Source organism: Arthrobacter sp. Soil_C_49, assembly GCF_057656635.1.
Window position 1 is genome coordinate 92,248 of record NZ_JBDGJZ010000011.1, and the last position, 12,501, is coordinate 104,748.

General features: G+C 66.7%; 7 protein-coding genes and 1 tRNA gene. 5 read left to right on the forward strand and 3 right to left on the reverse strand.

Annotated features, from left to right (window positions below):
* The first annotated feature begins 27 nt into the window (after window positions 1–27).
* The gene (locus AC3A4Z_RS16810) at window positions 28–951 is read left to right on the forward strand and encodes a TauD/TfdA dioxygenase family protein (RefSeq protein WP_498712792.1); all 924 of its coding nucleotides are present in this window, start codon (window positions 28–30) and stop codon (window positions 949–951) included.
* A gap of 137 nt (window positions 952–1,088) precedes the next feature.
* Here AC3A4Z_RS16810 and AC3A4Z_RS16815 read toward each other — a convergent pair whose 3' ends face one another.
* The 3 genes from AC3A4Z_RS16815 to AC3A4Z_RS16825 form a co-directional block, all read right to left on the reverse strand.
* Window positions 1,089–5,636, reverse strand: coding sequence for an ExeM/NucH family extracellular endonuclease (locus AC3A4Z_RS16815; RefSeq protein WP_498712793.1), 4,548 nt, complete (start codon window positions 5,634–5,636; stop codon window positions 1,089–1,091).
* Between the two features lie 379 nt (window positions 5,637–6,015).
* Window positions 6,016–6,810 (reverse strand): VOC family protein, encoded by a 795-nt coding sequence (locus AC3A4Z_RS16820; RefSeq protein ID WP_498712794.1) that lies wholly within the window; start codon window positions 6,808–6,810, stop codon window positions 6,016–6,018.
* Window positions 6,811–6,986: 176 nt separating this feature from the next.
* A tRNA-Ser gene (locus AC3A4Z_RS16825) sits at window positions 6,987–7,074 on the reverse strand.
* A 107-nt stretch (window positions 7,075–7,181) separates the two neighbouring features.
* Here AC3A4Z_RS16825 and AC3A4Z_RS16830 point away from each other — a divergent pair.
* The 4 genes from AC3A4Z_RS16830 to AC3A4Z_RS16845 all read left to right on the forward strand — a co-directional run bounded on the left by AC3A4Z_RS16830 (window position 7,182) and on the right by AC3A4Z_RS16845 (window position 12,501).
* Window positions 7,182–8,165: an NAD(P)H-quinone oxidoreductase gene (locus tag AC3A4Z_RS16830; protein WP_498712795.1), complete on the forward strand. Its 984-nt coding sequence runs from the start codon at window positions 7,182–7,184 to the stop codon at window positions 8,163–8,165.
* A gap of 132 nt (window positions 8,166–8,297) precedes the next feature.
* Window positions 8,298–8,906 (forward strand): PadR family transcriptional regulator, encoded by a 609-nt coding sequence (locus AC3A4Z_RS16835; RefSeq protein ID WP_498712796.1) that lies wholly within the window; start codon window positions 8,298–8,300, stop codon window positions 8,904–8,906.
* A complete protein-coding gene (locus tag AC3A4Z_RS16840; protein WP_498712797.1) occupies window positions 8,903–9,640 on the forward strand; it encodes an ABC transporter ATP-binding protein in 738 nt (245 codons plus the stop codon). Before AC3A4Z_RS16835 ends, AC3A4Z_RS16840 begins: the two co-directional genes overlap by 4 nt.
* The gene (locus AC3A4Z_RS16845; RefSeq protein ID WP_498712798.1) at window positions 9,640–12,501 is read left to right on the forward strand and encodes an ABC transporter permease family protein; all 2,862 of its coding nucleotides are present in this window, start codon (window positions 9,640–9,642) and stop codon (window positions 12,499–12,501) included. The genes AC3A4Z_RS16840 and AC3A4Z_RS16845 overlap by 1 nt, the downstream gene beginning before the upstream one ends.

Consider the following 12,501-nt stretch of genomic DNA (forward strand, 5'->3'; position numbering starts at 1 on the left):
AACCTCACTGAAAGGCAACGAACCACCATGACCGTCATCACCGAAACCAAACTCGAATTCACCAAACTGGGCGCCCGCATCGGCGCCGAAATCCGCGGCCTGGACCTCAGCGCCGAGCTCAGTGACGACACAATCGCCCGGATCCGCGAAGCCTTGAATACACACAAGGCCCTGGTGTTCCGCGAGGCCAATATCGGCACCGACGAGGACCAGGTCCGGTTCGCCAGCCGGTTCGGCCCGCTCACCAAGGCGCACCCCACCGTGGCGTCCGTGGACGGAAAGCCGGCCGTCCTGCCCGTAGACAGCGAAAACGGCAGCGCGAACAACTGGCACACCGATGTCACGTTTGTGGTCAACCCGCCCCAGGCCTCCACCCTGCGCAGCATCACCTTGCCGGCATACGGCGGGGAAACCCTGATCGCGTCGTCCGCCGGCGCCTACCAGGACCTGCCCGATGAGCTGCGGAACTTCGCCGACACCCTCTGGGCCATCCACACCAACGACTACGACTACTCCGTCCCCAAGAACCTGGAGCACACCAACGCGGAGGAGCGGCGCAAGGAGTTCACCCGGATCCACTTTGAAACCGCCCACCCGGTGGTGCGCGTGCATCCGCTGACGGGGGAGCGCGGGCTGTTCATCGGCGGCTTCGCCCAGCGCCTGAGGATCGTGGGGCTGTCCAACACCGAATCGAAGGACATCCTCCGCATCCTGCAGGCCTACATCACCCGCCCGGAAAACGTGGTCCGGGTGAACTGGGAACCGGACCAGCTGGTGCTGTTTGATAACCGCATCACCCAGCACTACGCCCCGGACAACTACGACCGCCAGCCCCGCACGCTGAACCGCGTCACCATCGCCGGCGATATCCCGGTGGGCGTGGACGGCCGCAGCAGCCAAGCCATCAAGGGGGACTCGTCCGCCTACTCCGAGACGGTAGTGCTCCCCTAAAACCCGAAGTTTTTGTCCAGATATGCAGGGCTGCAAGCACCGGAAGTCGGCATATGTGGACAAAAACTCCAAATAGAGAAGGTGCCCCTCCCTGGCCTTGCCGGCCGGGAGGGGCACCTTCTCTAATAACTCCTGCGCTAGCCGCGCAGGCAGTGCTGGTACTGCAGCCAGGCGATGCCGTAGCGGATCCAACCGAGGACGTCGTACCACCTGGTGGGCGGCACGGGAGCGGTGCACACCGGTTCAACCGGCGAGCCCGCCACGGTCACATCAGCAGTGACCACGGTTCCGGATTCAACCGCAGTGAGGACCAGGGACCCGGTCCCTGCTGCGGCGCCGGCCGGCACCGACAGGCTCACGGTGGCCGCGCCGGCGGTGACCGGCACTGATCCGAGCTGGGTTGTGGCTCCGGCGGAATCGGTGAAGACAGCTGACAGCGCCGTGTTGACCGGGCTGCCCAGCGACGTCAGGTCCAGTTTGGAAACCGCCAGGGTGATCGGCTCCCCGGGCTTTACTTCAGGCGCAGTGGTGTCGGTGACGGCCACTGACCTGCGGGCGAAGTCAGGCGGGACCGGGCTGCTCTTCTGCAGGTATCCGATCCAGGCATCCCGGTCCACCAGGCCCGAGTCCCTGGTATTGGCGCCCTCCGTGAAGACCCGGAAGTTGTCGCCCCCTGTGGCCAGGAAGCTGAACGTACCCACCCGGTAGGACTTGGCCGGATCAAGCGTGTCCCCGTTCACCCGGACGGACGTGATGCGGTTCCCGGCCGGCCGGGCGGCGTCGTAGGTGTAGTTGACGTTTTTTGACAGGCCGAGCTGCAGGTAGGCGCGGCTGGGAACGGTACCATCCGGGTTGGTCTGCCACTGCTGTTCCAGCAGCGTCTTGAACTGCGCGCCCGTCAGGGACGTGGTCCAAAGGTTGTTTACGAACGGCAGCACAGCGTTGGCCTCGGCATAAGTGATGGTTCCGTCCGGGGCGTAGTACAGCTCGTTCCGGAGCCCGCCGGGATTGACCACGCCGATTTCGGCCCCGCCGAGTTCCGCCGGCTGCAGTGAGGCCAGCAGGGAATCGGCCACCAGGTTGCCCAGGGTTGACTCGCTGCCGCGGTCATCGCGTTTGGCAGCACCGGTGGCGTCCGTGGTGAAGGCCGTGGTGATGTCCCCGGTGACGGAGCCGACAGGCTGGTTGCCCACGACGGCGGCATCCGCCAGCGCCTTCTTCACGATGGCGTCGACGGCGGCCACCCGCGGGTACGCTGCGATCAGGTCCGCCGCCGGGTCGGTGGTGCGCTTGACGTTGCCGGCCTTGTACGCAGTGACTTCCTTGGTGGCGGTGTCCACGGTGAGCTGGATCTGCCCCACGTTCTCGCCGTAGTTGCCGGTCTGGACGATGGGGCGGGTCTTGCCGGCCGCTCCCGGGACGGGGGCGTCCCAGGCGTATTCCTTGTGCGTGTGGCCGGTGAAGATGGCGTCAACGTCCGGGGACGTTTCGGTGACCAGCTTCGCGAAGGGACCGCCGGCTGCCACTTCCTCCTCCAAGGTGGCGCCTTCCACCGTTCCCGAGCCGGCGCCGTCGTGGTTCTCCACGATGATGACATCGGCAAGGTTTCCTGCCGTGATTTTCGCAGCGGCCCGGTTGATTGCTTCCACCGGGTCGCCGAACTCCAGGTCGGTGACCCCGGCCGGGGTCACCAGGGAGGGCACCTCCTGGGTGACGGTGCCGATCACGGCCACCTTGGTGCCGTTCATGTCCAGGACGGTGTACTCCGGCAGGACCGGTTCGGTGGTGCCCTTGTGGTAGACGTTGGCTCCCAGGTAGGGGAACTTCGCGTTGGAGCCGCCGGCGACGACGCGGTCCCGCAGGTCCGCCCAGCCGCCGTCGAACTCGTGGTTGCCCACCGCGGAAGCCTGAAGTTCCAGGGCGTTCAGCACGTCGAGGGTGGGCTGGTCCTTGGCGACGGCGGACGCGAACAGGGATGCACCGATGTTGTCGCCGGCGGAGAGGAAGGCGGTGGCACCCGGGGCAGCTGCTGCGCGCAGCTTCTCGATGGTGCCGGCGAACTGGACCGTGTTGGTGTCGATCCTTCCGTGGAAGTCGTTGATGCCCAGGAAGTTCAGGTCAACAGTGGCCGGCGCAGGCTGCAGGTTCAGGCCCACAATCACCGGATCATGGTCGCTGGCGCGGTACTGGTCCGGGGCGTAGTAGTTGGTGACGTTGTTGTTGTAGCGGCTGTACTCCAGGGCTACGGACTCCACGGAGTTGATGTTCCAGATGTCCGCGCCCGCCACCACGGCGTTGGCCGCAGGGGAGGCGAGGATGTGGTCCAGTGAGCCGACCATCCCGCCGAAGAGGTAGGAGTGCTTGGCACTGCCATCGGCGTTGCGGGCCTTCTCGTCCTGGTTGACGTACCCCTCGGCGGTGAAGACATTGAGGGGGTCTTCCTTGGCATAGGAGTTGAAGTCGCCAATCAGGAAGACTTTGTCGGTGCCCTTGGACTGCTGCAGCAATTTGGTGAACTCAAGCAGGGACTTCGACTGGGCGGTGCGCGCCAGGTTTGATGCGCCCTGGCCCTTGTCCGTGTCGTCCGGGGTAGCGGCCGATCCCTTGGACTTGAAGTGGTTGGCGATGGCGATGAACTCTGACCCGGCGCCGCCGCCCACTGGCTTGAAGACCTGGGCCAGCGGCTTGCGTGCACTGGCGAACGCCACGGTGTCGTTGTGGATGATGGACTCACCGACGGGTTCGGCCACTGCCTTTTTATAGATGAAGGCTGTGCGGATCATGTCCTCGTCGCTCAGCGGCGGCGCGTTGGCAGGCGTCCGGACGTAATCCCAGATCCCCGGGGTCGCGATGTTCAGGGCATCCACCAGTTTGGCCAGGGCGTCGTCCCGGTTCTTGCCGAACTGCGCGGAGTTTTCGATCTCCATCAGCGTGACAACATCTGCGCCGGCCTTGGTGATCGCCGCGACGATCTTGTCCTGCTGCCGCTTGAAGTTCTCGGCGTTGGCCGCCCCGCGGGCGTTGCAGCCGTCCCGGACGGTGATGGGGTTGCCGTCACGGTCTTCGTAGTAGGTGCAGCCGGTCAGTTGATCGCCGGTCGTGGGGAAGTAGTTCAGCACGTTGAAGGAGGCGATTTTCAGGGGGCCGCCCACAGGTGCGGGAGCTTCCGTCCGCGTGGCCCCGAAGGTGGCGGGTTGGACCGTGGCTTTGTTGGCTTCCGTCAGGTGCGTGAGCGGCTGGAGCTTCCAGGCGTTGTTCGCGTAGCCAAGCACCACGTTGGTGGTGAAAGTGGCGGATGAGCCCACCCGGACCGGATCCGTGGAGGTCAGGTAGGGCAGCACCAGGGCTTTGGTGGCGGCGTCTTTAAGGAAGTTGGTGCTGGAGCCGTCGTCGAGCTTGATGGCGCGGGCAGCGTTGTCCGCCACTGCCGCGGCGTATTCGGCGGAGCGGTAAGGGGCGACGGCGGTGGGCTGGACCAGGGGCGTTGTTCCGCCGGCCAGGCCGATCTCGCCGTACTGGTTCAGGCTGTAGTTGTCCGTAACGGTCAGCGGGCCCTGCGGCGCCAACAGCATCCCCTCGAGGGATTCACGGAAGGCTTCGGTGGCGGGCAGCGTGAAGGCGGTGGCCTTTACCTCGGGGGCTGGTTCCGTCAGCTTAGCCAGCCCGGCCGCAGAGGTGACGTTGAGCTGGGTCATCCCGTAGTACTCCGCAACGGTGCCGGTTACCTGGACATAATCACCCGCCTGCACCGAGGCGACGGTGGCGGGGGAGTAAACGAAGATGCCGTCCGAGGCGGCGTGGTTGGTTGCTGTCAGGTCACCGCCGGTTCCCGTGGTCTGCAGGTAGTAGCCGTTGAGTCCGCCGGTGGGGAAGACAGCTGTGACCTTGCCCGTGGTGGTCACCGTGGTTCCGGCCAGCGGGCTTTCGGTGCCCGTGCCCTGGATTTCGGCGATGCTCCTGGCTGACGGCGTGGGCGTCGGGTCCGGGGCCGGTGATGGATCCGGGTCCGGTGTGGTGCCGGCGGTTCCCGTTGGGGTGATGGCCGCGTTGAGGCTGAAGTCCGCGGCGTTGCTGTTGCTGTCTGCCCCGGCACTCCGGTTGAGGCTTTTGACGTCGGTATTGCCGGCAGGGGCTGGTGCCGCCTGCGTTTCGAAGGTGTTGGAGGCGCCGTAGCCCAGGAGGTCGGCCACGCCGGAAGGCTCCACTTGGGAGCCGGTGGCGAGCACGACGGCGGTGGGCTGCTTTGCGAGGACGATGGTTCCGCCCGTGCCGCTGAAGTTCAGGCCTCCCGCCACGAGGTCCGGTGCCGGAAGGTCTGCGCCGTTGGCCCCGTTGCTTGAGCCCTGGACCAGGTAGTGCCCCTTGGCCGGGATGGAGCCGGAAAGGGCCGCAACGCCGGTGGGAGCCGCGGTGCCTGTTGCGGAGCGGTATTGCAGCGACCAGCCGGCCAGGGACACTGGCTCAGCCGACGAGTTGTAGAGCTCAACGAATTTGTTTTTGTAGGCGGCACCGCTGCTGCCGCCGCTGAGGTAGGCCTCGTTGATCACAACGGGCGAGGTTCCTGCCGCGGCTGAGACCTCCGCGGCTGTAGAGTCCGCAATTGCGGGCAAGGCTGCCAGGGGAGCTGCTGCGAGCCCCGCTGACAGCACTGTGCCCAGCGCTAATTTCCAACGTGTTTGATGCATCCGCTCTTACTTTCAGAAGGGTCCCCGGTGGGGAAACCGATGGAAGGTGTCCGGGTTGTACCGACGGACAAGGGCCCGGATCCTGCTCCTGGTCAAGTGGTATCCGGCACATCACAGCAGCGTTGAATGAACGCAGGGTGGATAGCGCGTACATTCGGCGGAACGTCCCCCAGCGGAACGCACCGCCCCGCCGTCCGGTTGCCCCGGTAGCCCGGTCCCGGCGGAAGCTGTCAGTGCTTGGGTTGGTGGCCGGTACGGAATGTGCCGTCCATCACACAAAGGATACCGGCCGGTAGCTTTGAGGAAAGCTCCGGCAGGCATGTTGCCGGTAACCGTTTCCGGATGCCAGCCGGGCCTCCCCTTCCGGGGCGTGGTTGGCTTACTGGTCTCCTGCGGACGGGTACCGGCTGGAAATAACCTTGAACATGGCTCCGGAGGGATCGGCCAGCTGCGCCATCCGGCCGAAGTCGCTGTCCGCCGGTCCGTCCAGCAGGGTTCCGCCCATGGCCAGGGCGCGCTCCACCGTGGCATCGGTGTCCTCCACAGCGAAGTACACCTGCCAGTGCGAGGGAATGTCACCCGTCAGGTAGCCTGATGCGTCCAGGATGCCGGCTTGCGCGGTCATGCCCGAGCCCATGGTGGTGTAGCGGAACTCCTGGGTGTCGCTCATGACCTCGGTTTCCCAGCCGAACACATCCTGGTAGAACCTGACGGCGGCGTCGTAGTCCTTCGCATGGAGTTCGTGCCAGGCGGCTGCTCCGGGCTCACCCACCAGCTCGTAGCCGAGCATTTCCCGCGGCTGCCACACACCGATGGTTGCCCCGGTCGCATCACCAAAAATGGCCATGTGGCCCTGTTCGGGGACGTCCATGGGCGGCATGTGGACCTGGCCGCCATGCAGGGCAACCGCCTTGGCTGTGGTCGCTGCGTCGTCGGTTCTGAGGTACGTGGACCAGGCATCCGGCATCCCCTCCTGGCTCTGGTCCTTCTGCATGATTCCTGCCACGGATTTGCCGTTCTTCCGGGCAGTAACGTAGCCGCCGTATTTTTCCTCGTCCCCGGTCTGGTACTCCCAGCCGAACAGATTGCTATAAAAACGCCTGGCAACGTCAACGTCGCTGGTCATAAGGTCAATCCAGCAGGGCGCGCCCGGTGTGGGTACGGGACTGGGCATAGGAATCTCCTGGTGCGGTCGGTGTGCGGGGTGGGACACCAAGAGGCTATGCGCGGGGTCTGACAGTTTCAATGGATCCCGCAGTTCCTGCCCGGTCGCGGCGGTCTTAAGCGCATGCAGGGGGAAAACGAAGGACCCCTGCCGGCCAGCATGCTGGCGGACAGGGGTCCCAATCGCGGAAGGTAAGAGATTCGAACTCTTGGTACGGGGTTACCGCACACTAGTTTTCAAGACTAGCTCCTTCGGCCGCTCGGACAACCTTCCTCGACTAGTAGTGTTTCATAGGCACTTGCCTGCAACAAAACGAGGCGAAGAAGGTGTCCGGTGCACACTGGTTGCAGCGAGTATTCAGTCAGAAACGGGAGTGTTCCATGAAAGCCGTCTACATTTCGGAGCCGGGCGGCCCGGAGGTCCTGGAGGTCCGCGAGACGGAGGCTCCGGTACCCGGGCAGGGCGAGGTGCTGATCGACGTCGTCGCCGCCGGCCTGAACCGGGCGGACGTGCAGCAGCGCCGGGGCTTCTACCCGCCGCCGCCCGGCGCTTCGGAAATCCCCGGCCTCGAAGTATCCGGCCGGATCGCCGGATTTGGCCCCGGCGTGAGCAAACCCTTTTCCCTTGGCGACAAGGTGGTGGCTCTGCTGGCCGGCGGCGGTTACGCCCAGCAGGTGGCTGTGCCGGCCGAACAGGTCCTCCGGGTTCCCGAGGGTGTGGATCTGGTGACGGCGGCGTCCCTGCCGGAGGTGGCCGCCACGGTGTACTCCAACCTGGTGATGACCGCCCAGCTCCAACCAGGCGAAACGGTCCTGATTCACGGTGCCACCGGCGGGATCGGCACCATGGCCATCCAGCTGGCCAAAGCTTTGGGTGCGAAGGTGGCCACCACGGCGGGAACGGACGAAAAGGTGGGGACGGCGAAGGCCTTCCTCGGCGCGGACATCGCCATCAATTACGCCGAGGAGGACTTTCCTGCGAGCCTTCGGGAGCAGAACGGCGGGCGCGGCGCGGACGTGATCCTCGACGTCGTGGGGGCCAAGTACCTCTCCCAGAATGTGGACGCCCTCGCCGACTACGGGCGGCTGGTGGTGATCGGCCTGCAGGGCGGCGCCAAGGGTGAGCTGGACCTGGGGCAGCTGCTGAAGAAGCGTGCGGCGGTGGTGGCCACGGCGCTCCGGCCAAGGCCGGTCCAGGAAAAGGGCGCCATCATGAACGCCGTCCGGGACGCCGTCTGGCCCATGATCACTGACGGCCGGATCCGCCCGCTGGTGGCCAAGACCTTCCCGCTGGAGCAGGTCCAGGCTGCCCACAGCTACTTCGACAGCGGCGACCACGTAGGAAAGGTCCTCCTGCTGCTCTAGGTCCACGTCAGGAGCGGGAGCTAGATACTGAGTATTGCCATCCGCCCCACGGCTCGCCTACGCTGGGTGCTATACGCGGTATGCACGGCCATTGGGGGACCGTGCGCGCTGCCGCCAAGCGCAAGGAGCACCATGTCCATCCGCCACAGCCTCCTCGCCCTGCTGCAGGACCAGCCGCGCTACGGCTACCAGCTGCGGGTCGAGTTCGAAAACCGCACCGGAGCCACCTGGCCCCTCAACATCGGGCAGGTGTACACCACGCTGGACCGCCTGGAACGCGACGCCCTCGTCACCAAGGAAGGCGACGACGGCGACGGCCACGTGGTGTACAGCATCACCGAAGCGGGCAAAGCGGAGGTGACCAACTGGTTCGCGGCGCCGGTGGAGCGGAACAACCCGCCCCGGAACGAGCTCGCCATCAAGCTGGCGCTCGCCGTGACCTTGCCGGGCGTGGATGTCCAGGCGATCATCCAGGCCCAGCGGGCCGCGTCCATGCGGGCGCTGCAGGACTACACGAAGGCGCGGCGGGACACCACCGCGAACCAGCGCGCCGGCGATACTGCCTGGCTGCTGGTCCTTGATTCGCTGATTTTCCAGACCGAGGCGGAGGTCCGCTGGCTGGACCTCTGTGAGGCCAGGATGGTCCAGCAGGCGCAGTCAGCCGGGCCGGGCCAGGCACGCAAAACGTCCAACGGGGTCACGGAAGACGCCGCCCCGCTCAACGCGGACAGCCGCCGGTGAGCGTCCAGGGGCCGCAGCAGGTCCTGGAACTTGCGAAGGTCAGCAGGACGTTCGGGGAAGGCTCGACGGCGGTCGCCGCCCTCCGCGATGTGGACCTCACCATCGAAGCGGGTGAGTTCGTTGCGGTGATGGGGCCGTCCGGCTCTGGAAAGTCGTCCCTGCTGGCGCTCGCCGGTGGCCTGGACCACCCGACGTCGGGCGGTGTTTTTGTGGAATCCACGCCCTTGGCGGGACTGGGGCTGAACGACCTGGCGCGGCTCCGGCGGCGTGCCGTGGGCTATGTCTTCCAGGATTTCAACCTGGTGCCCACCCTCACTGCCGCCGAGAATGTTGCGCTGCCGCTGGAACTCGACGGCACAGGATGGAAGAAGGCCCGCCGGCAGGCGCTGGACGCCCTCCGGCAGGTGGGGATCCCGGAACTGGCAGACCGGTTTATGGACCAGATGTCCGGCGGCCAGCAGCAGCGGGTTGCCATCGCCCGGGCGGTAGTGGGACAGCGGCGGCTGATCCTCGCCGATGAGCCTACGGGGGCGCTTGACTCCACCACAGGCCAGGGGGTGATGGAAGTGCTGCGTGCCCGGGCCGATGCCGGTGCCGCCGTGATGCTGGTGACCCATGAGGCACGGCACGCGGCCTGGGCGGACCGGGTGGTGTTCCTGCGCGACGGCCGGATCGTGGACCAGGCTGCGGCCATGCACGATCCCGCGATGCTTCTGGCCCAGGCAGGGTTCTGATGCTCGATCTCGCTCCGGCACCTAATGGCCGCCGGAGCAGCTTCCGTGTTGCCCTGCGTGTGGCGCGCCGGGACGTCAGGAGGCACAAAGGGCGCTCGCTGCTCATCATCCTGCTGATCATGCTTCCCGTGGCCGGCATGACCGGGGCCGCCACGTTGTTCCAGAGCAGCCAAAGAACGCCCGAAGAAATTGTCAGGTACGAGCTGGGCGGAACGCAGGCACGGTTCAGCACCCTGCATGCTCCCAACGCTGATTCCGTCCAGGATCCGCTCAACGACGCCATGGTGGTGTCCAGCAGCGGCGTCTACGATCCGGACTTCAAGCCGGCCAATCCCCGGGACCTGCTTCCGCCGGGCTATGAGGTTCTGCCGCTCCGGCAGCTCAATCTGACCACGGGGGTCGGGGCGGCGCTGGTGTCCCTGCAGGGCAGTATGGTGGACGCGTTGCATCCTGCCTTCGCCGGGAAATTCACGCTGCTTGAGGGCAGGGCACCGCAGGCCGCCGGCGAGGCGCTGGTGTCGCCGGGGCTTCTTGAGCGGTTCGGCTTGGGATTCGGTGAGGAAATTACGACGTCGGCCGGCACCTTCGTGCCGGTGGGAACCCTCCGGGATGCGGACGCTTCGGACCGGAACTCCGTTATTTTCCTGCAGCAGGCGCAGGTGCCGACGGAGGTCCTGACGCAGGAACCCCGGTCCCCGGACGCCACGTCCTACTACCTGGTTGGCTCCGAACCGGTGACCTGGCCCCAGATCCTCGCGGCAAACCGCCAGGGCGTCAGTGTGCTCTCCCGCAGCGTGGTGCTCAATCCGCCGTCCGTGGCCGAGCGCACCGTCGAGGGCGGCCCCCCGCCGCAGCCATCGTCAGGCTGGGTGGCGGTGTACACAACGTTCGGCCTGGTCACTGCCCTGGCGCTCCTGGAGGTGGGCCTCCTGGCTGGCGCTGCGTTCGCCGTCGGCGCTAAACGGCAGGTCCGGGAACTGGCTTTGCTGGCAGCATCCGGAGCCGACGCCCCCACCGTCCGCTCCGTGGTGACGTGCGCGGGGCTCTGGCTTGGCAGCATCGCTGTTCTGTCCGGCGCAGCCCTGGGGCTCGGGTCCGGGGCAGCAGTGGTTCACTGGGTCCGCTCCATGGGCTCGGCCCGCTTTGCCGGCGTCCACCCTGATCTCCTGCTCACGCTGATGGCCATGGTCCTGGGACTGGTGTGCTGCCTGCTCGCAGCCATGGCCCCGGCCAACCAGGTTGCCCGGCAGGCCGCCATGGGAGGGCTTAAGTCCGGCCGCGCCCCCGCCGGGAGTGCGAAGCGGACCACCGTGGCCGGTGCCGTGCTGCTGCTTCTGGCTGCCGCACTGCTGTCCGGCGGCCGGCTGCTGGGAGAGTCGGCGGCAGATCCGGATCAGAAGGCCGGGCAACTGCCAGTGGTCACCTCGCTGCTGATTGGAGGTGCCGTGCTCGCCGTCGTGGCACTGGTGCTTCTGGCTGGATACCTCGTGACCGTGTTGACGGTGCGGACGGGCGCCATGCCGCTGTCCTTGCGGATGGCTGCCCGTGACTCGGCCAGGAACCGCACCCGGACCGTGCCGGCTGTGGCGGCCATCCTCGCCGCCGCCACGCTGGCCAGCGCCGCACTGGTCCTTTCGGCCAGCCAGCAAGCCATGATGCGGGAGAACCATTCGTGGACCGCCCTGGAAAACCAGGTCTTCCTGCCGCTCTCCCTGGAACAACCCCTCCTGCCGGACGGCAGCACCCAGCCGGCGGTCACCGTTGATCCTGCTGAACTCGCTTCCGCAGTGGACGGTGCCACCGGCAAGGTGGCATGGACCAGAACCATCAGTGCACCGGGCTACGTCCGGAACTGCGCTTTCGGGAATGGCACGGATCTGTCGGGGCCGGCACGCACTGCCACCTCCAATTGCCTGCAGTACGTGCTGGCCACGCCGGCCGGCAATGAGTGTCCGATGACACCGGAGCGGAGGGTGGCGGACCCCGATGACTGGCGGTGCCGGGGATCGATGGCCCAGTCGCCGGGCGCCCAGGGTTCCCTCCTGGTGGGTGGCGCGGAAGAGGTCAGTGCCGTTCTCGGCGCCGAGGCCGTACCTGAGGCACTGGCTGTGCTGGCCGACGGTGGCATGGTGGTGACCAACCCTGTCTTCGTCCGGGACGGGACGGTGGTGCTCGAGGGCCAGGATGTGCGGACCCGGCCCCAGGACCCGGCGGACCCTTCCCGCATGCATGAGACGGTGACCAGCAGCACGCTTCCCGCGGTAGTGGTTGAACCGGCCCAGGCCCTTCCTTACTACGGAGTCATTGCGCCGGAGACGGCCCGGCGCCTGGACCTGCGTCCCGAGCCGGCCGAACTCCTGGTCCAACTCACCAGCTTTCCCTCGGCCGCCGAGAGGGATGCCGCAGCCGGAGCAGTCGCCGCCGTGTACCAGCGGCCCGAGGTCGGATTCTGGGCCGAACCCGGCATCACGCAGGGCGACTCATGGATGACCTGGTCCATCGTTGCCGTCAGCGCGCTGATCACGTTCAGCGCCGCTGGCATCACCACCGGCCTTTCCTTGGCCGATGCCCGCGCCGACCATGTAACGCTCGCTGGTATCGGCGCCTCGCCCCGCCTCCGGAAAAGCCTCGCGGGGTCACAGGCATTGCTGACCGGCGGGCTGGGGACCCTGCTCGGCAGCCTGGCCGGGACCCTGCCGGCGGTGCTTGTTGCAGGTTCCACCGAGCTGCGCACCGCGGTCGAGGTGCCTTGGCTGCATCTGCTGGCAGTTGTTATTGCGGTGCCCCTGGCTGGCGGGCTGCTGGCCTGGCTCTTCACGCGTGCCCGCCTGCCGGCATCACGGCGTGCGCTGGGCACCTGA

Coding starts and splice junctions, on each gene's coding strand:
- AC3A4Z_RS16810 (WP_498712792.1), top strand. CDS start 28: ATGACCGTCATCACCGAAACCAAACTCGAATTCACCAAACTGGGCGCC.
- AC3A4Z_RS16815 (WP_498712793.1), bottom strand. CDS start 5,636: ATGCATCAAACACGTTGGAAATTAGCGCTGGGCACAGTGCTGTCAGCG.
- AC3A4Z_RS16820 (WP_498712794.1), bottom strand. CDS start 6,810: ATGCCCAGTCCCGTACCCACACCGGGCGCGCCCTGCTGGATTGACCTT.
- AC3A4Z_RS16830 (WP_498712795.1), top strand. CDS start 7,182: ATGAAAGCCGTCTACATTTCGGAGCCGGGCGGCCCGGAGGTCCTGGAG.
- AC3A4Z_RS16835 (WP_498712796.1), top strand. CDS start 8,298: ATGTCCATCCGCCACAGCCTCCTCGCCCTGCTGCAGGACCAGCCGCGC.
- AC3A4Z_RS16845 (WP_498712798.1), top strand. CDS start 9,640: ATGCTCGATCTCGCTCCGGCACCTAATGGCCGCCGGAGCAGCTTCCGT.